This is a genomic window from Acetobacter pasteurianus subsp. pasteurianus LMG 1262 = NBRC 106471, from assembly GCF_000285275.1.
GTDB classification, from domain to species: Bacteria; Pseudomonadota; Alphaproteobacteria; order Acetobacterales; family Acetobacteraceae; genus Acetobacter; species Acetobacter pasteurianus.
This window is the reverse complement of the sequence record NZ_CADO01000026.1, coordinates 74,502-99,231: the sequence shown is the minus strand read 5'-3', so window position 1 is coordinate 99,231 and position 24,730 is coordinate 74,502. Positions and strand designations below refer to the sequence as shown.

The following is a 24,730-nucleotide window of genomic DNA, read 5'->3' as shown; positions in this document are numbered from 1 at the left end:
TGGAACACAACAGCATACAGCAACAGAACACGCAGGAGCGGGTTATGACCTCTGCCCCATCCGAAGGTGCCATTACACTGCACCGGAACGATCTTCCAGACAACGTGACCTTTAGTGGGTCCGTAGCCGTGGATACGGAAACAATGGGCCTGAACCCGCACCGGGACAGACTGTGCCTTGTGCAGCTTTCTGCCGGTGATGGCACAGCACATCTGGTGCAGATCATCCCCACCTCCCTTGGGGGTAAAGGGTATGATTGCCCCAACCTCAAGCGTGTTCTGGCGGACCCCTCCATTACCAAAATCATGCATTTTGCACGGTTTGACGTAGCCATTCTGCAGCACGCGCTGGGCATTACCGTAAGCCCGGTGGTGTGCACCAAAATTGCCGCCCGCCTTGTGCGCACCTTTACAGACCGCCACGGCCTTGCTGCCCTGTGCCGCGACATGCTGGGTGTGGAACTGAGCAAACAACAGCAGACATCAGACTGGGGTGCCAAGGAACTTAAGCCCGAACAGTTGGCTTATGCGGCATCGGACGTACTGTATCTGCACGCATTGTGGGATAAAATGTCCGCCCTGCTGGACCGTGAAGGCCGGCGTGAGCTGGCTCAGGCATGCTATGACTTCCTGCCCGCCCGTGCCCGGCTGGACCTGCTTGGGTATGAAGACCCGGATATTTTCTCTCACCGCGCGTAAGCACGCGCCCTCGCATCCCTTTTTCTGATCAACCGGATCGGCTTGGCATGAACATGTCCACCCATATCAGCTCGCAGGCTTCCTCTTTCCCCGGCGTAGAGGCGGCTGACGTTGTGCGCACGGAACGTGCAGGGCTGGATGCGCTGGCAGAGGCACTGGAAAACCCCGTAGGGTTGGGCGGTGCCTTTGCCGAGGCAGTAGAAATTATTCTGGCGCTGCCGGGCCGTGTGGTTGTAACCGGCATTGGCAAATCCGGCCATATTGCCCGCAAGGTGCACCCCCCGCCCCCCCCCCCCCCCCCCCCCGCCATATTTGTGCACCCGGCAGAAGCATCCCACGGTGATCTGGGGATGGTGCAGAAAGGGGACGCCGTTCTGGCTTTTTCCAATTCCGGGGAAACAACGGAACTGGGAGACATTGCCGCCCATGCCCGCCGCACGGGCCTGCCGCTGCTGGCTGTAACAAGCCGGGCCCATTCCACTTTGGCATCTGCGGCCACGGTGGCACTTACGCTGCCATCCCTGCCGGAATCCTGCCCGATGGGACTGGCCCCCACCACCAGCACCCTCACCCAGCTTGCGTTTGGTGATGCCCTGGCCGTGGCCCTGCTGCGCCAGCGTGGTTTTACCGCCACGGATTTTGGCACCTACCACCCCGGCGGCCGCCTTGGCGCGCGCCTGCGCACCGTGCGGGAGCTGATGCGCACAGATAACGCCATGCCACTGGCCACCCCCAACACCCCCATGCGGGACGTTATTGTGGAAATGACGCACAAGGCGTTAGGATGCGTGGCCATTCTGGGCGAGAATGGTACCTTGGCGGGGCTGATCACGGATGGTGACCTGCGCCGCGCGCTTGATCACGACCTGACGACCACGCTGGCGAAAGATGTCATGAACGATTCACCACTCACCATAGGGCCGGGTATTTTTGCTTCTGAAGCCCTGCGGCTGATGAACGAGCGTAAAAGGCCCATTACATCTCTGTTTGTGTTGGATGATGAGCGCAAACCCTTAGGCGTTGTGCATGTGCATGACCTCATCCGAGCCGGGGTTGGATGACCAGCCCGGAAGACAAACGCCCGCAACGGGCCGATTTTGCCCGCTCGGAAGAAACCATTCGCCGCCAGCGTGAACGGCTTGCGCCCTCCGCCCAGTTGCGCAAACTGCCGGATGCCGCCAGGCGGCCCCCCCGCCGCACCATGCTGCGCTGGGCCAAGTGGGTGCTGCCCGCCACAGCCCTGCTGCTGCTGGCCACCATTGCCGTATGGCCAGAAGTGGACAGGCTGCTAAGCGCCAACCAGACCACCATCAAGGAACTGGCCAAGGTTAAGATTGAAAGCGGCAACCTGATAGGTGCCACGTATCGTGGGGTGGATGAACACAACCGCCCGTTCATGATTACGGCAGACAGCGCGCATCAGGTGAATGACAATCGTATGGACCTGATCCACCCCAAGGCAGACCTGCTGACACAGGGCGGAAGCTGGCTTTGGGTTGAATCGGAAAAAGGCGTTTACATGCAGCATGCACAGATTCTCGACCTGACCGGAGAAGTCACCCTGTACCGCGATGACGGCCTGATGATGCACAGCCCCGTAGCCGATATTGATGTCAAACGCGGCATTATTGCCTCCGATTCATGGGTGCGGGCGGAAGGGCCTTTTGGCTCGCTTGATGCCAAGGGCTATCTGCTGGCCCAGCATGAGGGCATTGCCCAGTTTCGCGGCCCCGGCCAGTTGATTCTGAATGATGACCGCCACAGTGATTCAGCCCCCAAAGGCAAGGCTTCCTGATATGCGCCGCCTTTTTTCCCGCTCCCGCCCTGCCCTGCATGTTGCCTCTGCCGTTATGGCGGCACTGCCGTGTGCCATGCTGGCCCTTTCTGGCACCGCGCTGGCGCAGGCCATTGATATGTCTCACGGCGGGCAGATTACCGTTACCGCCGCCGGTGGGTTTGACTGGGACCAGAACCAGAAAAAAGTTACCGCCTACGATCAGGCAAAAGCCATCCGTGGGGATGTTACGGTTACGGCAGATAAGCTGATTGCCTATTACCGCAAAAAAGCCCCTGTCTCCGGCGCGCCAGATGGCAATACTCCGGCTGCGGCAGATGGTGCAAAACCGGCAAGCGTGCAGGCCCCGGCAGCCAACGGCACCACACCGGCCACACCTCCGGCCAGCACGGATCAGCCGCCACCAGCCCCGGCCACCAATGGCAGCACAGATGCAGGCGGCCAGAAAGCCGCCGGAGGGGATGATCAGGATTCCGGCGCCAACGAAATTTTCCGGCTTGAAGCCATAGGCCACGTGCACATCTTCACCCAGACCGATCAGGCATGGGGTGATAAAGCCGTGTACGACATGGATCAGGCCGTGCTTGTCATGACCGGCAAGGCCATGAAGCTGACCACCCCGCAGGATGTGCTGACCGCGCGGGATTCGATGGAATATTACTCACAACAGCGTATTTCCATCGGGCGCGGCAATGCCACCGTCACCACCAATGATCAGCGCCAGATCCGGGCAGATGTGCTGGTGGGCTACAGCGCCCCGCCTGATCAGAACGCCCAGCCACAGCAGCAGGCCAACAACACTAACAGCAATAGTTCAGATCCGCTTAGCAGTGGTTCGGGCAAACTGGAAAAGGTAAACGCCTTTGGCCATGTATGGGTGCATACGCAAACAGAAATCGTAACGGGGGAACGCGGGGTGTATGTGCCTGATACCGGCATTGCCCGCATTGTTGGCAATGTCCATATCACCCGTGGGCCAAACCAGATTCAGGGCGCTGCCGCCATTATCAACATGCACACAGGCATAGCCACCATGACAGAACGCCCCGGCAGCCGGGTAAGCGGGTTGGTTGTGCCTAATAACGGCGATACGTCGGACAGGAAATAAGCATGAATCAGGAAGTCACCTGGACGTCGGAAGAAACGGTTCGTGAAGAAGTGGTGGGCGTTGGGCCAGAACCTACGGATATTCATGCCCCACATCGCCCCGGCCACGGCCTGTACGCACGCGGCATTGGCAAAAGCTATAAAAAGCGTGAGGTGGTGAAGAACGTTTCCATCGAAGTGCATCGGGGGGAAGCGGTTGGCCTTCTGGGGCCAAACGGTGCGGGTAAAACCACCAGCTTTTATATGATTGTGGGCCTTGTGCAGCCCGATACCGGCTCCATCACGCTGGATGGTGCGGATATTACGCAGTTACCCATGTATCGGCGCGCACGGCTTGGCATTGGTTACCTGCCGCAGGAAGCCAGTATTTTCCGTGGCCTGAATGTGGAGCAGAACATTCTGGCTGCGTTGGAAGTGGTGGAACCAGACCCCGACCAACGACAGGTAATGCTGGATGGGCTGTTGAGCGAATTTGGTATCGGCCATCTGCGCCGCTCACCTTCCCTCGCCCTTTCAGGGGGTGAACGCCGCCGTCTGGAAATTGCTCGCGCACTGGCCAGCCAGCCTCATTACATTTTGCTGGACGAACCGCTGGCCGGGATTGACCCCATTGCCGTAGGGGAAATTCGTGATCTGGTATCTCACCTTAAAGATCGCGGCATTGGCGTGCTGATTACCGACCATAACGTGCGTGAAACGCTGGAAGTGATTGACCGCGCCTATATCATGCACAGTGGTCAGGTGCTGATGCAGGGTGTGCCAGAAGAAATTGTGGCCCATGAAGACGTGCGCCGCGTGTATCTGGGTGAAAGCTTCTCGCTCTAGGCTTGAGCCATCTACGCCAATAGGTTGGATGGCCCGCAGTCTAATACGGTTACTGGCGCGCCTACCTCTATCATGCCGGGCTGCTCCACCACTGCATTTTGCGCAAACATTACCCCTTTGGGCGTGCGGTGGAATGCTGCCAGCGTGGCCAGAGGTTCCTTGGGGTTGGGCACTTCTGCTGTAGCCTGATCTATGGTTGTCACCACACAGCGTGAGCATGGGGCCAGAATACGCAAAATGGCCGCACCAACACGTATGCGCAGCCAGCCATCTTCGGCCCACGGCGTAGCCCCCTGCACCACAATATTGGGCCGAAACCGCGCCATAGGCACAGCCTGCCCTTCAGGCAAACGCGCGTTCAAATCTGCCAAAGATGCCATAGTGGCCACCAGCAGCGGGTATCCATCTGCAAAGGAAACCGGAACCTCGGCCATATCCAAATGGCGCAGGCGCGCTTGCTGGGGTGTATCCATCCACACCAACCTGCATGGTTGCGCCAAGGCCTCGGTGAGCCAAACAGCCGCGCCTTCTCCCGCATCCCGCGCCTGCACCGTGTCTTTCCATACAGTAACAGAAAGCGTGGGCGCGTGAGCATCAGGGAACCGCACGGAACACGGGAGCATATTGGCCTTGCCCAGTTCCAGCCCTTCCGGTGTGGGCACAGCGTTTATCAACGCCATATCCCGGCAGGTTCTTTGGGTGATAAACCGGCCTTGCAGGTCTGTAATCATCCACCGCCGATCTGCCTCCAGCCCCCAAGGCCATAATCTGGCTTGGGTGAGAGAAAGCCCCCGTAACCCCTTAACAGGATAAACATGCACGCTGGCAACGCTTAGGCCTGTCATACGGCATACTCCCGACTGATGGAGATTAATTTCTAACGGCGCTGCCCCGCATGGCGCAGCACCAGTTTTGGTGGCGGGAACGAAACCGGCGCAGGCTGCACAAGCACAGGCTCAACAGGTGGCGGCGCAGGCGGAAGCACCATGGGCACTTTGATAAACCGGATAGCAACACGTGCTGCCGGATTGGGCCGTGGGGCTATTTTTTCATGCGCCAGATGCCAGACAAACGCACCATACAACAGGCCAAGCCCGGCCATGCAGCCCAGCTTAACACGCACCATCCGCCCACGTGGCATTTTAGGCATTTCAACCGGCGGAGCAGAGCGCAGCAGCATGGAAAATATACTCTCCTGTCAGAAAAACATCGTTCTGGCAGACAGGCTGCCCCGTACCGTTCTGGCTTTAATGTTTATTGTTAGGCACGCCTGTTTGCCCACTGCAAGCCTGCTGAGCGCTTTTTACGCAGCCATGCAACCGAGAGGCCCAGCCCTGCATTATATTTGAAACAAAGGCATGGACACCAACCGCCACCCATGCCCAAATGTGAAAGAAGCGTTACAGACACTTCGCGTAACGTAACAAGGCTAGCCAGTTGAACCTGAAAAACCCGGTTCTGGTATGGCACCGGTGTTTATTCAGATCTGGAGATTCTGCCACTTAGCAGCAAGGAACGACGTTCTATGCATATTCAGGTTTCAGGTAAACAAATTGATCTGTCCGATGCACTCAAGCACAGAGTCAATTCCCACCTTGGCAACCTAGCGGAACGATATTTTGACAAAGCCCTGCAAGCACAGGTGACGTTTAGCAAGGCGCGTTCCTTCTTTACCTGCGATATCAATGTGCGCACAGGCAGCGGCCTTGTGCTGCGCGGTGAAGGCGAAGCCGCAGATGCCAATGGCGCATTTGATGATGCCGCTGAACATATTGCCAAACGCCTGCGCCGCTATAACCGCCGCGTCACATCCCATGCACGTGGCGCACAACGGCAGGCAGCCGCCCAAAGTGGCCGCACCTATGTGCTGCAACCTCTTAATGAAGATCCGCTACCCTCTGAAAACAGTGCAGAAAAACCCGTGCTGGCCACCCAGCCGGAAGGCACGGATACAGAAACCTTTGCCGCCATTATTGCCGAACAGCCCACGGATATTCCCGTGCTGAGCGTGGGTGAAGCCGTTATGCGGCTTGATCTGGCAGGCATTTCCTTCCTGCTGTTCCGCAACGCGGCCAATGAGCAGGTCAGTCTGGTTTACCGGCGCAATGACGGCAATATCGGGTGGATTGATACCAACCCACGCTAAGCCAGTAGCGTTATGCGCATAAAAAAAGGATCGGCACTGGCCGATCCTTTTTCTCTGTCTGGCATGGCTGAATGGCCCTTGCGCCGCTTCTGTTACTGCAAGCTGGCGGGGATCATATCATTCTGCACAATAGCGCCCCATGCGGTTTCAAGATCTTCCACCACGGCCAGCAAAGACCCGTCAGCCGCGTAAATGGCGCAACCAATTTCATCATCTTCCATCAGCGCCGGGCGCGTATAGGCAACCTCCCGCAGCCCAAGGGAGCGGAACTGGCTTTCTGAAAGCTGGCGAACATTTGCTGGGCGTTCAGCCGCATGCGGCATAACGGGGGCGCTACCGTTGTAGATGGAACTTTTCATGGCGTCCTCCTTATTGGGTCAGCTTTCATCCACGTCCATCACTGGGCGCAGCATGCGCGATGAGCGGGCTTTCAGCACGCTGCCATTACCGGCAGCAGGCGCGCGGCTATTTTTTTGCCCACCCTGCACAATTTCAATGCGTTTCACACGCACCTCCGGCTGGGGGCGAAACAGGTCTATATGCAACAGACCGTTATCCAGCCACGCCCCGCCAATTTCTATACCTTCCGCCAGCACAAAGGCTTTCTGAAACTGGCGGGAGGCAATGCCCCGGTGCAGAAAAACGCGTTCTTCTCCGTCTTCCATCTGCCGGCCACGAATAACAAGCTGATTATCTTCCTGCGTAATCTGCAAGTCATCCATTTTAAAGCCTGCTACGGCCAAAGTGATCCGCAGGCCGTTGGGGGCAATCTGCTCAATGTTATAGGGCGGATATCCATCGCCCGATCCCTTGCTGGCGCGTTCGAGCATCTGCTCAAGATGATCAAACCCTAAAAACATGGGTGAGCCAAACAGTCTTCCAGACATCCAAGCCTCCTCCTTCCTTGAGCGAGACAGAAAAATCAGACCCGTTACGGCATCTGATCTTATCACGATATGGGATAGGCCCGCTGACACGCAACCCCGCCCCCATGCCTGTATTCGGCCATATGGGGGTATTGGACAACACACTGTGGCGCACAGGCAACAGGTTTTAAGGCCAGAGGCAGATTTTCCCTGTGTTTTTCTCTGGCATCAGGCGCGGCGGAACGCTACATCCCGCAGTATGACACACGCAGCCAATACAGACATCTCTTTTTCTGCTGCATCGGATGGCGCAGCACCCCTTCAGATCCTTACGCCGCCGCACCCCGTGCTGCGCCAGAAGGCGCGGCTGGTGAAGCCGGAGGACGTGGCAGAAATTCGCAAGATTCTGCCCAACATGTTCTCGGCCATGTATCAGGCCCCCGGCATTGGGCTTGCGGCACCGCAGGTGGGCCTGAGCCAGCGCTTTATTCTGGTTGATCTGGGAGAAAAAGACGCGCGGGACCCGATTGTCATGATCAACCCCGAAGTGATTGCGGAAACGGAAGACATGGCTGTGCGGGAGGAAGGCTGCCTCTCCCTGCCCAACCAGTATGCGGAAGTGGTGCGCCCGGAAAAGATTCGCGTGCGCTGGAACAACGTGAATGGTGATGTGGTGGAGCGCGAAGCCGAGGGCCTGCTGGCCACCTGCATCCAGCACGAAATAGACCATCTGGAAGGTGTGCTGTTTGTGGACCACCTTTCCGCCCTGCGCCGCAACATGATCCTGCGCCGGCTGGCCAAGGAACTAAAGCGTAAATAAGCCTGAGGGGCCGCCAACCATGCGTCTTGTCTTTATGGGCACGCCGGACTTTTCTGTTCCGGCGCTGCGTGCGCTCCATGCTGCGGGGCACGAAATTGTGGCTGTGTACTGTCAGCCCCCGCGCCCTGCTGGACGCGGCAAAAAGCTTCAGGCTTCCCCCGTGCAACAAGCGGCGGAAGAACTGGGGCTGCTGGTGCGCCACCCGCTCTCGCTCCGTAAAAATGAGCCCGAATGGGCAGATTTTGCAGCACTACAGGCCGATGCCGCCATTGTGGCTGCCTATGGGCTTATTCTGCCCCAAGCCATGCTGGATGCCCCACGCCTTGGCTGCCTGAACATTCATGCCAGCCTGCTGCCACGCTGGCGCGGCGCCTCCCCCATCCAGAGCGCCATTCTGGCCGGAGATACGCAAAGCGGCGTTACCATTATGCAGATGGAAGCCGGGCTGGATACAGGCCCCATGCTGCTGCGTGAAGCCGTGCCCATTACCACCACCACAACCGCCACCAGCCTGCACGATGCCCTTAGCGCATTGGGGGCAGATATGGCGCTGCGTGTACTGGCCGATATGCCCACACCCACTCCGCAGCCGGAAGAAGGCGTTACCTACGCTCCGCGTCTGACGCGTGAAGATGGACGCATAGACTGGGCCAAAACCGCCACGGAAATAGACCGCCAGATTCGCGCGCTCACCCCGTGGCCCGGCACCTTTACTACCCTGCCCGATGGCACGGTGCTGAAAATTGGCGCGGCCACTCCACTGCCCGATACCAAACACACCGCCCAACCCGGCACTGTGCTGGATGATGCCCTCACTATTGCCTGTGGCAGCGGTGCTATGCGGCTAACACGCCTGCAAAAGCCGGGCCGGGGCATGATGGATGCCGATGCCTTTTTGCGTGGCCAGCCATTGGCCGCTGGCACACTTTTAGGGGCCGAGCAGCAAAACCCCGCATGATGGAAGAAGAACTCGCCCCCGTTCAGCGTTGGGCCGTAAAACTGGAATACGATGGTACCGGCCTTGTGGGCTGGCAGCGCCAGAAATCCGGCCTTTCCGTGCAGTCTTTGCTGGAAGAAGCTGCTGCACGGCTGGCCAACAACCGCCCCGTAAGCAGCATTACCGCCGGGCGCACGGATTCCGGCGTGCATGCACTGGCACAGGTGGCGCATCTGGATTTTCCGGCTGATGTGCGTTTCTCCCGCCATTCCGTGCGGGAGGGTCTGAGCTATCACCTCAAGCCCCATAACGTGGTGGTGCTGGATGCTGCCCAAGTAGATACAGACTGGAGCGCGCGTTTTTCAGCCATATGGCGCTCATACCAGTATCGTATTCTCAACCGCCGCTCGCGCCCTACCTTGCTGGCCGGGCAGGTGTGGCACGTTAAAAGCACGCTAGACGTAGAAAAAATGCAGGAAGCGGCCAATATTCTGGTGGGCTCGCATGATTTCACGTCTTTCCGCGCCGTAGCCTGCCAGGCCCATAGCCCTATGCGCACGCTGGACCAGCTAGAAATTTCCCGCCACGGGGATGAGGTGATTGTTTTTGCCAAGGCCCGTTCCTTTTTGCACCATCAGGTGCGGAACATGGTGGGCACGCTTAAACTTGTGGGAATTGGGGCGTGGCAGCCAGAGCGCGTTGCAGAAGCTCTGGAAGCCCGCAACCGCTGCGCCGCAGGCCCTACCGCCCCGCCAGAGGGGCTTTACCTGAACGGCGTGGGGTATGATCCAGACCCGTTTGACTAAAACGGGTCTGGCACAAAACTTTCTTCAGGAATTGTTCATCACAATCATGGGCTGAAGCAGATCAGTCAGCACCTTGTAATGGGGCGGCAGCAGTGCGGCCAAACCATACAGCGCCAGCGTGGCCAGCAGCACAGAGGCATACAGCACAAAGGCACGCCCACCGCTAATGCCCAAGCCCACGCGGGCCACAAACCATTGCAGCCAGAGTTCATAGACAGCAGCCGTCATCACCAATGCGGCCATAAAGCCCGGCTGTTGTGCAATGGCGGGAAACAGCAGAGCAGCCAGCAACGTGGCGGCCAGAGAAATCAGCACCACCACCCAGTTGCACCATGTAGCCGCCGTAATATAGCGCAGCCACAGTGCCCCACGGCCCCAACGCTGGGCGTAAAAGTGAGACACAACAGCAGGCAGCAAGGTAACGCACAAGGAAAGCAGAACCTTGATAAGCGCCATGATCTTGTCAGTCTGGAGGAAGACCTGCATCAGCCCGACCACCAGAAACGCCAACTGCGGCGCAAGCGCTGCGCCAAAGGCATCCAGCGTGCCATCAAAACACGCTATGCCATCGCGGCGCCCGCTGGCCAGCAGCAACATGCCCTGCAATGTGCGCCGGATCACACCCGGCTTGCTGGTATCGGGAATCATGCCTGCGCTCCTTCCAGAAAAGTCTGATAGATCCGTGTCAGCATTTCCAGATCCGCAACATCCGTGTGTTCATCAACTTTATGAATACTCGCGCCCACCAGCCCGAATTCGGAAACCGCACAATACCGGCTGATAAAGCGGGCATCCGATGTGCCACCCCCGGTATCCAGCTTGGGCGTGCGGCCCGTAACCTGCTTGATGGCCTCTACAAGGGCCGTGGTTTCCTGCGTGGGGGACGTAAGGAAAGATTCGCCACTTATCTTGATCTCCACGCGTGAACGCGGGGCATGCTGGCGGCAAACGGTTTCTACCCAGCCCTTCAGCGCGGCCCCTGTGTGCAGATCATTAAACCGAATATTCAGGCGGGCTTCGGCCCGTGCGGGAATAACATTGGTAGCCCCATTGCCTACATCCACACTGGTGACCTGAAGGCTAGAGGGTTCAAAATACTCGGTGCCGTTATCCAGCGGTGTGGCGCGCAACGCTTCCAGCACTGCCAGCAGGCGATGCACCGGGTTATCTGCCCGGTGGGGATAGGCCACATGGCCCTGCGTACCTTCCACCACAATATGCGCGTTTAAGCTACCACGGCGGCCAACCTTCACCATCTCGCCCAAAACCTTGGGGTTGGTGGGTTCACCTACCAAGCAGTAATCTGGGATCTGATTGTGCTGCGCCATCCATTCCAGCACCTTTACCGTGCCATAGGTGGCGGGGCCTTCTTCATCCCCCGTGATCAGAAAACTGATAGAGCCTTTGCCCGGCCCAGCCGCCACATGCCGCGCCACGGCAGACACAAAAGCCGCAATGCCGCCCTTCATGTCACACGCGCCACGGCCATACAGCACGCCATCCACAATATCCGCCGCATAAGGGGGGTGAGACCAATCGGCCTCGTTCCCCGGCGGCACCACATCGGTATGACCAGCGTAACAGATATGGGGGCTGCCCGTGCCCAGACGGGCAAAGAAATTGGGCGTGCGCTCTGCACCCTCGCCAAACGGAAGGTGCGTGACCTCAAACCCCAGACGCTCCAGCATGGCTGCAAGCAGATGCTGCGATGCACCGGGATCTGGCGAGACAGAAGGCAGACGGATAAGCGCCTGCGCCACTCCAACCGGATCTGTCAGTGCCAGATTGGCCGGAATACTCACCTGCGCTGCGTCCGCCATGCTTTTCTGCCTCTTTTTTCGCTTTTTAGTCTGCCAGATCAGTCACGCAGCAGATCGTTAATGGAGGTTTTGGAACGTGTGCGTTCGTCCACCCGCTTTACAATCACGGCGCAAGCCAGAGCAGGATTGGGGCGACCATCCGGCCCAACCGGCTTGGAAGATGGCATGGTGCCCGGCACAACAACGGAATAAGCCGGCACACGGCCCATGTAGATTTCACCCGTTGCACGGTCCACAATCTTGGTGGAAGCGCCAAGGAACACGCCCATGGACAGCACGGAGCCGCGTTCCACAATCACGCCTTCTGCCACTTCGGAACGTGCGCCGATAAAGCAGTTGTCTTCAATAATTACCGGAGCAGCCTGCAGCGGTTCCAGAACGCCACCAATACCTGCGCCACCGCTGATATGGCAGTTCTTGCCAATCTGGGCACAGCTGCCAACAGTGGCCCATGTGTCCACCATGGTACCGCTATCCACGCGGGCACCCACGTTTACAAAGCTGGGCATCAGCACAGCGCCGGGAGCGATAAAGGCGGAGCGACGCACAACAGCGCCCGGCACCACGCGGAAGCCAGCCTTATCAAAACGGGCCTGATCCCAGCCAGCAAACTTCAGCGGCACTTTATCGTAAGCCGGGGCACCGGCTGCGCCACCGGGAATGGCCACGCTATCGTTCAGACGGAAGGAAAGCAGAACAGCTTTTTTCAGCCATTCATTCACCTGCCAGCCATCTTCCTTGGGTTCGGCCACACGCAGCGCACCAGAATCCAGAGCTTCCAGAGCCGTTTCAATGGCTTTGCGGTCTTCCCCCGTTGTAGCGGAGGAAATCTGGTCCCGCTTTTCCCACAGGGCTTCAATATGCGCGCGCAAGGTTTCGTTGGTCATAACACACCGTCAGACAGGATGGACAAACACCGGGCCTGCACCACAGCCCCGGCAGAAAAAATACAGAGCGACCATGCGGACACACACGCGGCGTGTCAACGCATGGCACCCCGGAAAATGGCTGGCAACCGCGGCGTTATTCCGCCCGGATCATGGTGCCGGAGCCAGATGCCGTAAACAGTTCCAGCAGGCAGGCATGGGGCATACGGCCATCAATAATCACGGCTGCACGCGCACCGGCCTGCACGGCCTGAATGCAGGTTTCCACCTTGGGGATCATACCGCCAGTAATCACACCATCCTCAATAGCCTGCATGGCCTGCGCGGCTGTGAGTTCTGGTATCAGCTTGCCATCGGCATCCAGCACGCCGGGTACGTCTGTCAGCATCAGCAGGCGGGTGGCATGCACCGCACCGGCTACAGCACCGGCAGCCGTATCGGCATTGATGTTGTAGGTGGCGCCATCTTCCCCAAAGCCTACCGGCGCAATAACCGGAATAAGGCCAGAGCCGGAGAGCGCATAAATCACGCGCGGGTCCACCTTTATGGGTTCGCCCACAAAGCCCAGATCCAGCACGCGTTCAATCTGGCTTTCCGTATCCCGCACCTTGCGTTGCAATTTGCGGGCGGTAATCATTTTACCGTCCTTGCCGGAAATACCAACAGCCAGCGCGCCTTCTCGGCTGATAAGCTCCGCCACTTCCTTGTTCACGGAGCCCGCCAGAACCATCTCAATAACATCCACCATATTGGCGTCTGTTACGCGCAGGCCATCCACAAAGGTGGAGGGAATTTCCAGCCGTTTGAGCATCTGGTTGATCTGCGGGCCGCCGCCATGCACCACAACCGGGTTGATGCCCACCAGCTTGAGCAGCGCAATATCCCGCCCAAAGGTTTTGGCCAGATCTGCATTGCCCATGGCGTGGCCACCATACTTGACCACAATGGTATCCCCCGCATAGCGGCGCAGATACGGCAGGGCTCCGGCCAGAATGGCGGCTTCCTGCGCCGCATCATGATGGGAATGGGAAGAAGGAACCCGTGGTTCTGTCATGCTCTGCACTTCCTGCTTGTCATCAATCAGATCATGGCGCCTTGGGCAGGGCAAATTCTGCCAGTTCCGCCCGCAAGCCCTCAATACCTTCACCTGTCTGGCTGCTTGTTAAAGACAGGTAGGGAAAAGCCGCGGGGTGGCGGCGAATTTCCGCTTCAACTTCTGCCTGCTTGCGTGCCAGCGGGCCGGGTTTAACGCTATCGCACTTGGTCAGCACCACCTGAAAGCTGACGGCTGCTTTATCCAGCAGGTCCATTACTTCCAGATCATGCGCCTTCATTTCCACCCGCGCATCCAGCAGCAGCACAACACGCTGCAAACTTGGCCGACCGCGCAGGTAATCAAACATCATATCCTGCCAGTCTTCCTTTACGGATTTGGCAGCCTTTGCGTAGCCATAACCCGGCATATCCACCAGCATCAGCCGGTCTGCCAGATTGAAGAAGTTGAGCTGCTTGGTGCGCCCCGGCTCGGAGGAAGCCCGCGCCAGCGTTTTGCGGCCCGTAAGCGCGTTCACCAAGCTGGATTTTCCCACATTGGAGCGCCCGGCAAACGCAATTTCCGGCAGGGTTTGCGGCGGCAGTTGCCCCAGCTTTTGCGCGCCAAACACAAATTCGCATGAACCCGCAAAAAGCCGCCGCCCCTCTTCCAGGGCGGCGGCAATACGGGCTTCATCCTTTAGTTCTCGAAAAGAGGATGCGGCATCATCTGTCATTTGGGCTTAACCAGTTGGGGTTTGGCATCTGCCGCTTTCAGACGGGAGATGATGATAACCTGCTGCACAGCCGTAAGGATGTTGCTCCAGCAGTAGTAGATCACCAGCCCGACCGGCTGCCGCGCCATGAAGAACGTGAACAGCAGCGGAATGAACATCATCACCTTCTGCTGTGATGGGTCCATGTTGGCAGAGCTGGAGCTCACCTTCTGCATCAGGAACAGCGTGGCACCATACATGATGGGCCAAGCCCCCAGCGCCAGAAACGGCGTGATGTGGGTGGGATCAAACGGCACAAGGCCAAACAGATTGAACAGGTTGGTGGGGTCTGGCGCAGAAAGATCCTTCACCCAGCCCACAAATGGTGCATGCCGCATTTCGATCGTGACATACAGATCCTTATACAGGCACCAGAACACAGGCGCCTGTATAAGCAGCGGCAGAAAGCCCCCGAACAGATTAACGTTTTCCTGCCGATACAACGCCATGATCTGCTGCTGCATGGCCATCGGGTCATCCTTCAGGCGGGAGCGGATCAGGTCCACCTGCGGCTTCAGGCGCGCTGTTTTCCATGTCATGCGCATCTGCTTGATGGTGAGCGGCAGGAAGGCCACTTTCACAATCACGGTAAACGTCAGCAGGGCCAGACCAAAGCTGCCCAGATGTTCGTTCAGCCAGTCCAGCACAAAGAACACGGGACGGGTGAGGAAGGAAAGCCAGCCAAAGTCCACGGCTTTCCAGAACATGGGTACGTGCAGGTCTTTTTCATACTGCTCGAGCAGACGCACTTCCTTGGCGCCCGCAAACACGTGGGCCTCGGTAGAGGCAGTCTGCCCCGCAGCCACCTGCACAGGTGCCGTAGCCGTAAAGCCAACCTGATACGCGCCTTGCGCCGCCTGAAAACCATAGGTGCCAATCACGTTGGCGTTCTGGTCCGGCAGCACGGCCATCAGCCAGTATTTGTCTGTAATACCAGCCCAACCGCCGGTGCCCTGATGGCTCCATGCAATATTGTCTGGCGGCACACCACCTGTGCGCACCGTTTTGTAGGAACCTTCGTTCAGGCGGCCATCAATAACCGAGATCGGGCCTTCATGCACCAGCATGCCGCCGGTTTCTTCCGGCGTGTAACCACGGTTCACACGGTAGAAAGGATACAGCGCCACAGCCTGCCCGGTGCTGTTATGCACCTGCTGGCTGATGGTGAACATGTAGTTCTGATCCACCGACATGCGGATATCAAAGGTCAGCCCCTGCCCGTTATCCCAAGAAAGGGTGAGCGGGTGTTCGGCATCCATCTGGGTGCCAGAGGCTTTCCACAATGTGTTGGCATCTGGCAGACGCACAGAAACATCGGACGGTGCACGCCAGCCGAAATCTACATAATCTGCATGGGTGGAAGCGGAGTTAAGAACACGCACATCCGGGCTATCTGGCTTTACGGTTTCCCGATAATGCTTGAGCACCAGATCATCCAGCCGTGCGCCACGCAGGTTTAGCGTGCCCTGTACGGCGAGGGCGTTAATGGCCACACGGGTTTCCGGACCATCCTTTACGGGAGCCGCGGCTTCTGCCTGCGTGTTTTCAGCCGGAGCAGCCGCACCAGAAGAAGCAGGTGTCGGAGGCGCTACAGCATGCACACCCGGCTGCGGCGGGGGTACGGGCTGATGCTGCGGGAAAAGATAGTCATACCCGATAAGTACCAGAGCTGACAGCGCTGTTGCCAGTATTAGACGTTTTGGATCCATAAGCTCCGGCCTTGCGGCCCCCTGCACATACAAATTGGAAAACTTAACACCCGTAAAAAACCCGGAGTCTTAAACGGCATACAGGTTCCAGCGCAGGACGCACACGAATGCAAGGCAGGATATCAGGAATCCCGCTGGCACAACGTTAATGCTTTACGGAAATCAGCCACCAGCGCCGTAAATGGGCGATTTATGGTGGCACCACGGCCTATAAGAACAAGGTCCAGACCGTTTAGCGGCGTATCGGCTTCTACAATACGCACAACTTCGCGCAACCTGCGGCGCACGCGGTTACGCACCACGGAGTTGCCGACCTTTTTGGTAACCGTAAAGCCTACACGCGCGACATCCGTATCCGGACGCCGGAAAAGCTGCAAAACAAGCCCCGGCACAGGCGCTTTACGCCCGCGAGAAGCCAGAAAGAGGAATTGCTTCCTCTTTTTAAGCCGCAGAGATCGTGCAGATTCCGCCGCTGGCTGCTCCTGCGCTGCAGGCCCGTCCATCAAGCCGGACTGCCGGGCAGTTCTTACGCGGAAAGGCGCTTACGGCCTTTGGAACGACGGTTGCCAATGATCTTGCGGCCACCAACGGTTGCCATACGCGCGCGGAACCCGTGACGACGCTTGCGAACCAGCCGGGACGGTTGATAAGTGCGCTTCATGGCGGCACTCCCTTACTATTTGAATACGGTTATCCGGTGGCCTGTTAAAGACCACGCCTCTTGAAGCTGCGGCTTATAGAGTTCAGATAAGGAACCGTCAATCTATACCGTAGAGTCGTGAATGCAGCCTTGCGGCAGAATCCCCCGCAAGATGGAGAAAAACATGAACAACATGCCCTTTCCTATCCGTGCCGCAGCCGTTATTTTCTGCCTACCTGTAGCGGGTGCTGTGCTGGCCGGAGTGCTGGGGCTTTCCTTCCCCGCTGCGTTAGGGCCAATTATATGCGCCGCAGCTTTGGGCGCATGGCTGGGCATCAAGCTTCAACCTCATCATGCAGCGGCACCTGCTCCGGTAGCTGCACCTCAAGCACCTGCCCCTACAGCGGATTCTAAACTGCGGCACGATATTCGGGGCATTGTCTCCCCCGCCATGCTGGCAGCAGAGCAGCTTGATACCTCTGCCGACCCAGCCGTGCAGAAGGCCGCCAAAACCATTAATGATTCGCTAGACCGCCTGACTGCACGCCTAAAGCAGCGCCCGCAAAGCTGAACAGCCTTTATTCAGCGCGTTCGATCAGCTCGACCTTATAGCCATCGGGGTCTTCAACAAAGGCAATCACGGTGGTGCCAAATTTTACTGGCCCGGCTTCTCGCGTCACCTTGCCACCACCGGCCCGCACGCGCGCAACCATTTCCGCCACATTGGGCACGCCTACAGCAAAATGGCCAAACCCGGTGCCCAGTTCATAGCCGTCATCTTCGCCCCAGTTATAGGTCAGCTCAATTTCGGCCTGTCCGGCGGCGTTATCTGCATAGCCAATAAACACCAGCGTATAACGCCCTTCTGGCACCTCGCGCCGGCGGAGTTCATGCATGCCCAGCAGCTTATAAAACGCCAGACTTTTTTCCAGATTGCGCACTCGCACCATGGTGTGCAGAAAACTTGCCATCTGTTTGCTCCTTATTTTGAAGTATCAGGCGGGCGCTGTGCTTGTTCCTGCACCTTCAACAGGATCAAAAGCCAGAAGAAACAGGCCCAGCCGGTCTGCTTCCTCTATACAGCGCTGCCTGTCTGTCAGCAGTGTGTGGGCGGCCTCAAACGCAACACCACGCAGGCCTGCCGCATGAGCATTCTGCACCGTTACAGGCCCTATTGTGGGCATATCTGCCCGTTTTTCCTGCCCCGGCTTGAGCATTTTTACCAGAACACCGCCTTCACCCGGCTGCCTGCATTCTCCTGCGCGGGCCAGCATGCGGTCTGTGCCTTCCATGGCTTCCACAGTCAGCACCACGCCATTTTGCACCACGCAACCCTGCCCTATGTCCAGCCGCCCCAGCGCCTGCACCACGGTTATGCCGCGCTGAATATCGGCCTGCGCCTGCGTATCTGGCTGCACGCGCCCCAGCACGCCCGGTTGCGCCACAGCCTGCGTAAGAAATTCATGCGCCCCACGAATGTGAAAGCCTTCCTCACCCAGAATACGCACAAGCGCACCCAGCAAGCCATCATCCCCGGCAAACAGAGCACGGCCCAAGCGCGCCATAATGCGCGCACCCTCGGCATCTGGCCGCAGATTGCGCAAGGATGGCCGGCGGATTGGCCCGATAAGCACCAGATCCGAACAATTATGTTGCCGTAAAAGGGAGAGCATACGCCCGGCTGCTCCCAGCCGGACAAATTCGTGCGGCCAGGGGCCTATCACTTCGGGTTCGGCAAAACCTTCAAACCCGAGAATAAAAACGGGCCGCCCTGCTGCGGCTGCCGCTTCTGCCACTCTGCCCGGCAGAGGGCCACCGCCTGCAAGAATACCAACAGCAGAGGGAGTGCTCACGCGCCCTCGGTTTCTGCGCGCTCCAGATCCTGCCGTGCGGGACGCACAAGGCCACGCCGGCTTGGAGCATCTATAAAGTCCAGAATTTCGCGCACACGCGGGTTATCACCAAACTCTGTACGCACCCGCTCCAGACGCACGGAGAAAGGATCTTCCGCATTGCCGTTTTTGGGGTACAGCGTGAGGAACGCCTTACGCATGCGGTGAATTTCATCAGACTGCACACCATTGCGGCGCAGCCAGATCCAATGCAGGCCAATCAGCCGCGCACGGTTGCCCAGCACACTGCCGTAAGGGATAACATCGGCTTCTACCCCAGCCACACCGCCTACAAGGGCTGCATGCCCGATGCGGACAAACTGATGGATGGCGGCAGAACCCATAATACGAGCATCGTCCTCAATGGTGACATGCCCGCCCATCACCACGTTATTGACGATAATAACGCGGTCACCCAGCACGCAATCATGCGCCACGTGGGCGTTGGCCATGATCAGCACATTCTGGCCAACCTTGGTTAGGCCAGAACCCGTGGCCGTGCCACGATGGATGGTAACGTGTTCACGCACCACCGTGCCAGCCCCGATCTCGCACCGGGTTGGCTCACCTTTATACTTTAGATCCTGCGGGGCCATGCCCACGGTGCAAAACGGAAAATAGCGTGAACCCGCCCCCAGACGTGTGTGGCCATCGACCACCACATGAGAGATCAGCTCAACCCCGTCTTCAATCGTGACATCTGGCCCGACAGAACACCAAGGGCCGATAACCACCCCCTGCCCAAGCCGCGCACCGGGAGCAACAAGAGCCGTTGGGTGGACAACGGTTGATCTGGCTTCCTCTGCAGCGTGCACCAATTCAGTTCCTTATTTCCGTTCACCGTTGGCCGGGCAGATTTGCCCTAACCTTACCCTTTTGCAAAAAATCTGGGCAGTTTAGGGGCAAACCTGACTTGCCTTAACAGAATGATGTGAACAGGCCGGGTTCTCAACCCATAATCATGGCGCTGAATGTGGCTTCCGCCACCACAGTGCCTTCTACGCGGGCTTCACCACGGAATTTCCACACATTGGAGCGGTGGCGTTCCTTGGCGACATGAATGCGCACCTGATCACCCGGTTCTACCGGGCGGCGGAACTTTGCGCCTTCAATGGTCATGAAATAGACCAGCTTGCCCTCAAAATCCTTACCCAGTGTCAGCACAACCAGCGTTGCTGCGGTTTGCGCCATGGCTTCAACCAGCAATACACCCGGCATAACAGGGCGTGCAGGAAAATGCCCCTGAAAGAATGGTTCATTGACCGAAACATTCTTGATACCTGTTGCCTCTTCTCCCAGGACGATATCTTCCATCCGGTCGATCAGAAGAAAAGGATATCTGTGCGGAATCGCCTGCATGATACGGTTGACGTCAATTCTGTCGATCGTCTGAGCGTCCTGCTGCGATTCTTGTTTCGTCTCCACGTCCCCGAAACCACCCTTTGCGCCGGTTACCAAGCACCGACCTTAGTTTATCCCTTGTCCGAACCGTTCTTGGCCGATCCAGACGCTTTTTTTGCCAGCTTGCGCAATACCGCCACGTTCCGGAAAAACTCCCTGAACGGCATAGCCGGGCTGCCAATTACATCCGCGCCGCCTTCTATATCCGACATTACGCCACATTGCGCGCCAATACGCGCCTTTGCGCCAATGCGGATATGGCCGATAAGGCCAGCCTGCGCGGCAATCGTTACATAATCTTCCAGCACGGTGGAGCCAGAGATCCCGGCCTGCGAAACCACAATACAACACCGCCCCAGACGGGCGTTGTGACCGATCTGCACCAGATTGTCGAGACGTGATCCTGCACCAATAACCGTATCATTCACCGAACCACGGTCAATTGTGCTGTTGGCACCAATCTCTACGTCGTTTTCCAGCACCACGCGGCCAAGCTGTGGCACGGTTTCAAACCCCTGCGGGCCAACCGCAAAACCAAACCCATCCTGCCCAATGCGTGAACCGGGCAGAATAATAACCCGCTCACCCAACACTGCATGAGAAAGCGTGACATGGCTGCCAATACGGCAATCCTGCGCAAGCTGCACACCATCACCCACCACTGCGTGGGAGCCAATAATACAGCCCGGCCCAATTTCTGCCTTGGCCCCAACCACCACAAACGGCCCAATTTCTGCCGTGGGGTCTATGCTGGCTGTTGGGTCAATACATGCAGAAGGATGCACACCTGCACGCGCTGGCACCCGCGGATGAAACAGCCGTGCAACACGAGACCACGCCAGATAAGGCGCAGCCGTTACCAGTGCGGCACATCCGGCAGGCACCTTATCTGCAAAAGCGGGTGCAACAATAACCAGCCCAGCCTTGGTTTGCTCCAGCAAAGGAGCATACCGACGGTTATCCAGAAAGCTGACATCACGCGGGCCTGCGGCCTGCAAAGGCGCAATACCCACAAAGCCTTCTTCTGGCACTGCGCCAGCTTTGGGCAGCACCAGTTCCGCCCCTGCGGTTTCAGCCAGCGTGGCCGCGTCAAACGGCCCCGCACGGGTGAAAAAGCGCGGGTCTGCCGGCCCGGAAAATGTTGTACCCTCAGCCACGATTACTGCTGCCCGGCTGCCGGTGCCACCACTGGGGCTGGGCCTGTGCGCGGGCCCTGATCTGCATCAGCCGTTGTGGGCATCTTGCCAGATTTTGCCAGTTCTTCCGGATCAACATTGGCTTCCGGAATGAACACGGACGGCAGAATCTTGTTCAGCTGCACGGCCACTTCGTTGGTGATATCCTGCCCATCAACATGCAGGGCCACCTGTTCGCTGTGCAGAACAAGGTTCATGCCATGTGCAGCGGCCACTTTCTGGATAACCTGCACCAGTTCACGTTCGATCTGGCCCAGAGAAACCTGCGCCGCTTCCTGAATGATGCGGTTGCGGTTACGGAAATCACGCTGGGCTTTCATCACGCGGGCCTGAAGGCTGCGTTCACGCGTCTGAATCTGTTCGGATGTCAGAGACTTGGCCTGTGCCTGCAGCTTCTGCTGCTCATCACGCCAGCCAGCCTGTTCCTTCTGGAGGTCCTGCGCCAGTTCATCACGGCGGCCACCCAGAGTACGCTCAACCTGCATGGCTGCGGAAGACTGACGCATAACGCCACCAACGCTGATCACACCAATAACGGTTGTGGGTGGCGGAGCTTCCTTGGCAACTTCTGGCGCAGATGGAATAGGCGGCAGCGGCAGTACGGGCGGAGCCTGATCTGCTTCCTGGCTATCAGCCGGCGGTGCGGGCAACTGCACCGGAGCCGGGGCGCGACGAGCCGCAGCCGGATGCTGTGCCGGAGCCTGCGCGGCAGGCTGCTGGGTTTTGGGCACAAACCACCCGCCCCCATTCTGCGCCTGTGCAGATGGCACAAGTGCGGATGAGAAAGACAGGACAACAGCCCCCAGCAGGGCAGTTCTGGTGGAAAAACGCATCATTACCTCAGAATTGCTGGCCGAAGCCAAAGCGAAGGAGCTGCGTGCGGTCATTATGGCTCCGCATAACGGGCACACCCAGATCGATGTTCAGCAGACCAAACGGACTTTTCCATGAAAAACCAGCACCAGCACTTACACGTGGGCGCAACGTATCACCGCTGATGGGCGTGTAATAGATACCATCATTCGCCTTGCTTGTATAAAGGCGCTTCACACGCAAACCAGCGACACTCCCGGTATCCACAAACGCACGTCCGCCAATACCCATGTCAGACAGGAACGGAATAGGGAAGTTAAGCTGGGCGGAAGCGTTATACATAAAGCGCCCACCCAACAGATCTTCGGAGGAATGGTTCAGGATACCCACACTACGCGGGCCTGCACCACCATCCAGGAAGCCGCGTAGGTTGTTACCACCCAGATAGAAGTTATCGATAATATCGTGGCGGCCATTGCCCCAGTCGGCCATGTACCCGGCACCACCGCGCACCATGAACGTCCAGCTATGGCTGTTGGTGATATCATCCAACGGCACATAATACGCACCGTTAACCTTGCCGCGGACGTATTTTTCATCGCCGCCAATACCGGCAAAGTCACCACCTACAGACACATAGTACCCACTATGCGGCGCCATGCGGTTATCACGCGTATCATACATAAGGGTTGTGCCGATCTGCGAGAGCAGAGACTTACCCTTCTGGTCCAGCACGTAGTAGGAGGACTGATCCCACGTATCACCCACCCAACGGCGAATCAGGCTGTAGTTCCAGGACTGGGACAGGTAGCGGTTGTACGAATACCCCATACGCAGGGTGATACCGTAGCGGCCTTCAGAATAGTTCTGATAGGTCTGGTAGTTGTTTTCAACAAAGAAGATATCCGCACCGGCAACAAGGTTGCGCCCCATGAATGCAGGGTTGGTGATGGAGATATCTGCCTGCTTCTGCCACTGCGAAACCGTACCGGAGAACCCGGCATCAACCCCGGTGCCCAACAGGTTATGCTGTTTCAGCCCGACGTTACCGATCACGCCCACGTCGGTGGAGTAACCACCACCCAGCGAGAATTCGCCAGTGGGTTTTTCCACCACGTTAACAGCCACATTGGTGCGATCAGGCGCAGAGCCTTGGGAGGTGGATACATCCACGCTCTTGAAGAAGCCCAGATCCTGCACCGCTTCCTTGGCGTACTTCTTGTAGCTGGTTGTGTAGGGGTCACCCTCAGCAAACGGCAACTGGCGGCGCACCACGTTATCCTGCGTGATAGTGTTGCCGTTCACGTCAATACGCTCAACGTAATGGCGCGGGCCTTCGCTCACATCAAACAGCAGGTTTACAATCCGCTTTTCCGGATTGCGGGCAATGGTGGGGCGTACCTGCGTAAACGGATGCCCTTCGGCCTGAAGGATTTCCTCCATATCCGTGGCGTTATCCTGCACGGCCTTGCCATCGTACCACTGGTGCGGGAACAGCTCGACATACTTACGCAGAGATTTAGCCGGCACATGGCGCAAGCTGGAGCGGATATCCACCTTACCCAAACGGTAGCGCACACCTTCATCCATGGTGAAGGTGACGTAGAAGGACTTCCGATCCGGCGAGAGCTCGCCTTTTACGTCCTTGATCTGAAAATCCACAAACCCGTTGCGCAGGTAAAACCGGCGCAGCAATTCCGCATCGTATTTAATACGTTCGGGGTTGTACTCATCGGATGAGGACAGGAAGTGGTACCAAGCTGTTTCCTTGGAGGAAACAACACCCGCCAGACTGGATTCGCTGTAAGCCTTGTTGCCCACAAACGCGATCTTGCTGATGAGTGTCTGCGGCCCTTCGTTAATCTGGAAAACCACATCCACACGGTTATGGGCCAGCTTGATAATCTGGGGTGTGACCACAGCCGCAAAGCGGGCCTTCTGGGCATACACTTCCAGAATGCGCTGGCGGTCATCCGCCGTGGTTTCGGCCGAGAACACCGCACGCGGGCGTAGCGCCAGCACCTTGCGCAGGTCTTCATCCTTGGCCGCGTGGTTCCCCTCGAACACGATACGGTTGACGATGGGGTTTTCCTTCAGGCGCACCAGAAGGATGTTGCCATCACGCCGCAGCGTTACGTCCTTGAACAGGCCGGTGGCGTAAAGGGTCTTGAGCGAACGGTCCAGATCATCCTGGCTGAACGGGTCCCCCACACGTGCAACCATGTAGGACAGCACGGTGTTGGTTTCGATACGGGTGTTACCCGATACCCGGATATCTTCAATATATCCGCCCGTAGGCGCAACAGATGATGTGGATTCGGAAATGCGCGGCGTGCGCGCATGTATAGCGCGGGATGGCGCCACCACTGCCGCTGGTGCGGCAGCACTTGTACCTTCTGTTGATGCGGCGGATGCCTGTCTGCCATCCACCATCACAAAAGGTAGCACACAGACAGAAACGAACAGGGCTGAACGCTTACCCGTCAAGATCTGCTTCCTTCCATCCGGGTCGCTTTTCGTACGAAAGCCCATCTTCCGTTCTCATTCCGCCCGCAACGGGAGGT

General features: G+C 58.0%; 29 protein-coding genes. 10 read left to right on the top strand and 19 right to left on the bottom strand.

The window, feature by feature from the left end; all coding sequences use genetic code 11:
• Positions 1 to 44 precede the first annotated feature (44 nt).
• Genes APA10_RS06860 through lptB form a run of 5 tightly spaced genes read left to right on the top strand, consistent with a single transcriptional unit; the run spans position 45 to position 4,425 of the window.
• Positions 45 to 698, top strand: a complete 654-nt coding sequence (locus tag APA10_RS06860) for a ribonuclease D (protein WP_035365719.1) — start codon at positions 45 to 47, stop codon at positions 696 to 698.
• A 47-nt stretch (positions 699 to 745) separates the two neighbouring features.
• Complete coding sequence (locus tag APA10_RS06855; protein ID WP_035367383.1) at positions 746 to 1,759, top strand: KpsF/GutQ family sugar-phosphate isomerase; 1,014 nt, start codon at positions 746 to 748, stop codon at positions 1,757 to 1,759.
• The gene (gene lptC, locus APA10_RS06850; RefSeq protein WP_035367381.1) at positions 1,756 to 2,493 is read left to right on the top strand and encodes an LPS export ABC transporter periplasmic protein LptC; all 738 of its coding nucleotides are present in this window, start codon (positions 1,756 to 1,758) and stop codon (positions 2,491 to 2,493) included. The genes APA10_RS06855 and lptC overlap by 4 nt, the downstream gene beginning before the upstream one ends.
• Before the next feature lies 1 nt (position 2,494).
• On the top strand, positions 2,495 to 3,601 hold the full coding sequence (locus APA10_RS06845) for an LptA/OstA family protein (RefSeq protein ID WP_003629117.1): 1,107 nt from the start codon (positions 2,495 to 2,497) through the stop codon (positions 3,599 to 3,601).
• A gap of 2 nt (positions 3,602 to 3,603) precedes the next feature.
• Positions 3,604 to 4,425 (top strand): LPS export ABC transporter ATP-binding protein, encoded by an 822-nt coding sequence (lptB, locus tag APA10_RS06840; RefSeq protein WP_003629116.1) that lies wholly within the window; start codon positions 3,604 to 3,606, stop codon positions 4,423 to 4,425.
• Between the two features lie 11 nt (positions 4,426 to 4,436).
• Here lptB and APA10_RS06835 read toward each other — a convergent pair whose 3' ends face one another.
• Both APA10_RS06835 and APA10_RS06830 read right to left on the bottom strand, forming a co-directional pair.
• Positions 4,437 to 5,270, bottom strand: a complete 834-nt coding sequence (locus tag APA10_RS06835; protein ID WP_003629115.1) for an MOSC domain-containing protein — start codon at positions 5,268 to 5,270, stop codon at positions 4,437 to 4,439.
• Positions 5,271 to 5,302: 32 nt separating this feature from the next.
• Complete coding sequence (locus APA10_RS06830) at positions 5,303 to 5,605, bottom strand: hypothetical protein (protein ID WP_003629114.1); 303 nt, start codon at positions 5,603 to 5,605, stop codon at positions 5,303 to 5,305.
• 345 nt (positions 5,606 to 5,950) lie between these two features.
• On the opposite strand from APA10_RS06830, the gene hpf reads away from it, so the two are divergent.
• Positions 5,951 to 6,571 (top strand): ribosome hibernation-promoting factor, HPF/YfiA family, encoded by a 621-nt coding sequence (gene hpf / locus APA10_RS06825; protein ID WP_003622606.1) that lies wholly within the window; start codon positions 5,951 to 5,953, stop codon positions 6,569 to 6,571.
• A gap of 92 nt (positions 6,572 to 6,663) precedes the next feature.
• Here the strand turns inward: hpf and APA10_RS06820 are convergent, their stop codons facing one another.
• A complete protein-coding gene (locus tag APA10_RS06820; protein ID WP_003622604.1) occupies positions 6,664 to 6,930 on the bottom strand; it encodes a hypothetical protein in 267 nt (88 codons plus the stop codon).
• 18 nt (positions 6,931 to 6,948) lie between these two features.
• Positions 6,949 to 7,458, bottom strand: a complete 510-nt coding sequence (locus APA10_RS06815) for an Hsp20 family protein (RefSeq protein WP_035365717.1) — start codon at positions 7,456 to 7,458, stop codon at positions 6,949 to 6,951.
• Between the two features lie 238 nt (positions 7,459 to 7,696).
• On the opposite strand from APA10_RS06815, the gene def reads away from it, so the two are divergent.
• From def to truA, 3 genes are read left to right on the top strand one after another with little or no spacing between them, the layout of a single operon-like run.
• Positions 7,697 to 8,257 carry a peptide deformylase gene (gene def / locus APA10_RS06810; protein WP_012812631.1) on the top strand — a complete coding sequence of 187 codons (561 nt, stop codon included), beginning with the start codon at positions 7,697 to 7,699 and terminating at the stop codon, positions 8,255 to 8,257.
• Between the two features lie 19 nt (positions 8,258 to 8,276).
• Positions 8,277 to 9,215 (top strand): methionyl-tRNA formyltransferase, encoded by a 939-nt coding sequence (gene fmt / locus APA10_RS06805; protein ID WP_003629111.1) that lies wholly within the window; start codon positions 8,277 to 8,279, stop codon positions 9,213 to 9,215.
• The gene (truA, locus tag APA10_RS06800; RefSeq protein ID WP_003629109.1) at positions 9,212 to 10,000 is read left to right on the top strand and encodes a tRNA pseudouridine(38-40) synthase TruA; all 789 of its coding nucleotides are present in this window, start codon (positions 9,212 to 9,214) and stop codon (positions 9,998 to 10,000) included. Before fmt ends, truA begins: the two co-directional genes overlap by 4 nt.
• Positions 10,001 to 10,024: 24 nt before the next feature.
• On the opposite strand, the gene APA10_RS06795 is transcribed toward truA, so the two are convergent.
• From APA10_RS06795 to rpmH, 8 genes are all read right to left on the bottom strand, one after another.
• The gene (locus APA10_RS06795; RefSeq protein ID WP_003622590.1) at positions 10,025 to 10,648 is read right to left on the bottom strand and encodes a hypothetical protein; all 624 of its coding nucleotides are present in this window, start codon (positions 10,646 to 10,648) and stop codon (positions 10,025 to 10,027) included.
• Positions 10,645 to 11,820: a succinyl-diaminopimelate desuccinylase gene (gene dapE, locus APA10_RS06790; protein WP_003629108.1), complete on the bottom strand. Its 1,176-nt coding sequence runs from the start codon at positions 11,818 to 11,820 to the stop codon at positions 10,645 to 10,647. Before dapE ends, APA10_RS06795 begins: the two co-directional genes overlap by 4 nt.
• A gap of 38 nt (positions 11,821 to 11,858) precedes the next feature.
• Complete coding sequence (gene dapD / locus APA10_RS06785; RefSeq protein WP_003622584.1) at positions 11,859 to 12,707, bottom strand: 2,3,4,5-tetrahydropyridine-2,6-dicarboxylate N-succinyltransferase; 849 nt, start codon at positions 12,705 to 12,707, stop codon at positions 11,859 to 11,861.
• A gap of 136 nt (positions 12,708 to 12,843) precedes the next feature.
• A complete protein-coding gene (gene argB, locus APA10_RS06780) occupies positions 12,844 to 13,761 on the bottom strand; it encodes an acetylglutamate kinase (protein ID WP_012812628.1) in 918 nt (305 codons plus the stop codon).
• Between the two features lie 31 nt (positions 13,762 to 13,792).
• Positions 13,793 to 14,476: a ribosome biogenesis GTP-binding protein YihA/YsxC gene (gene yihA / locus APA10_RS06775; protein ID WP_003622581.1), complete on the bottom strand. Its 684-nt coding sequence runs from the start codon at positions 14,474 to 14,476 to the stop codon at positions 13,793 to 13,795.
• On the bottom strand, positions 14,473 to 16,224 hold the full coding sequence (yidC, locus tag APA10_RS06770) for a membrane protein insertase YidC (protein WP_003629107.1): 1,752 nt from the start codon (positions 16,222 to 16,224) through the stop codon (positions 14,473 to 14,475). Before yidC ends, yihA begins: the two co-directional genes overlap by 4 nt.
• A gap of 122 nt (positions 16,225 to 16,346) precedes the next feature.
• The gene (gene rnpA, locus APA10_RS06765; protein WP_003629106.1) at positions 16,347 to 16,727 is read right to left on the bottom strand and encodes a ribonuclease P protein component; all 381 of its coding nucleotides are present in this window, start codon (positions 16,725 to 16,727) and stop codon (positions 16,347 to 16,349) included.
• Between the two features lie 23 nt (positions 16,728 to 16,750).
• Positions 16,751 to 16,885, bottom strand: a complete 135-nt coding sequence (gene rpmH, locus APA10_RS06760; protein ID WP_003622574.1) for a 50S ribosomal protein L34 — start codon at positions 16,883 to 16,885, stop codon at positions 16,751 to 16,753.
• 121 nt (positions 16,886 to 17,006) lie between these two features.
• Here rpmH and APA10_RS06755 point away from each other — a divergent pair, with 121 nt between their 5' ends.
• The gene (locus APA10_RS06755; RefSeq protein WP_174714299.1) at positions 17,007 to 17,435 is read left to right on the top strand and encodes a hypothetical protein; all 429 of its coding nucleotides are present in this window, start codon (positions 17,007 to 17,009) and stop codon (positions 17,433 to 17,435) included.
• A 7-nt stretch (positions 17,436 to 17,442) separates the two neighbouring features.
• On the opposite strand, the gene gloA is transcribed toward APA10_RS06755, so the two are convergent.
• From gloA to bamA, 7 genes are all read right to left on the bottom strand, one after another.
• Positions 17,443 to 17,835, bottom strand: coding sequence for a lactoylglutathione lyase (gene gloA, locus APA10_RS06750; protein ID WP_003622570.1), 393 nt, complete (start codon positions 17,833 to 17,835; stop codon positions 17,443 to 17,445).
• A 24-nt stretch (positions 17,836 to 17,859) separates the two neighbouring features.
• Complete coding sequence (locus tag APA10_RS06745; RefSeq protein WP_003629104.1) at positions 17,860 to 18,717, bottom strand: LpxI family protein; 858 nt, start codon at positions 18,715 to 18,717, stop codon at positions 17,860 to 17,862.
• Entirely contained in the window at positions 18,714 to 19,571 is an 858-nt protein-coding gene (gene lpxA / locus APA10_RS06740) for an acyl-ACP--UDP-N-acetylglucosamine O-acyltransferase (RefSeq protein ID WP_003622565.1), read from the bottom strand. The genes APA10_RS06745 and lpxA overlap by 4 nt, the downstream gene beginning before the upstream one ends.
• Positions 19,572 to 19,704: 133 nt before the next feature.
• Entirely contained in the window at positions 19,705 to 20,133 is a 429-nt protein-coding gene (fabZ, locus tag APA10_RS06735) for a 3-hydroxyacyl-ACP dehydratase FabZ (protein WP_414144931.1), read from the bottom strand.
• A 95-nt stretch (positions 20,134 to 20,228) separates the two neighbouring features.
• On the bottom strand, positions 20,229 to 21,314 hold the full coding sequence (lpxD, locus tag APA10_RS06730) for a UDP-3-O-(3-hydroxymyristoyl)glucosamine N-acyltransferase (RefSeq protein WP_003629099.1): 1,086 nt from the start codon (positions 21,312 to 21,314) through the stop codon (positions 20,229 to 20,231).
• A 2-nt stretch (positions 21,315 to 21,316) separates the two neighbouring features.
• Positions 21,317 to 22,189, bottom strand: coding sequence for an OmpH family outer membrane protein (locus tag APA10_RS06725; RefSeq protein WP_003622560.1), 873 nt, complete (start codon positions 22,187 to 22,189; stop codon positions 21,317 to 21,319).
• A 4-nt stretch (positions 22,190 to 22,193) separates the two neighbouring features.
• The gene (gene bamA, locus APA10_RS06720; RefSeq protein WP_050923457.1) at positions 22,194 to 24,698 is read right to left on the bottom strand and encodes an outer membrane protein assembly factor BamA; all 2,505 of its coding nucleotides are present in this window, start codon (positions 24,696 to 24,698) and stop codon (positions 22,194 to 22,196) included.
• Between the last annotated feature and the right edge of the window lie 32 nt (positions 24,699 to 24,730).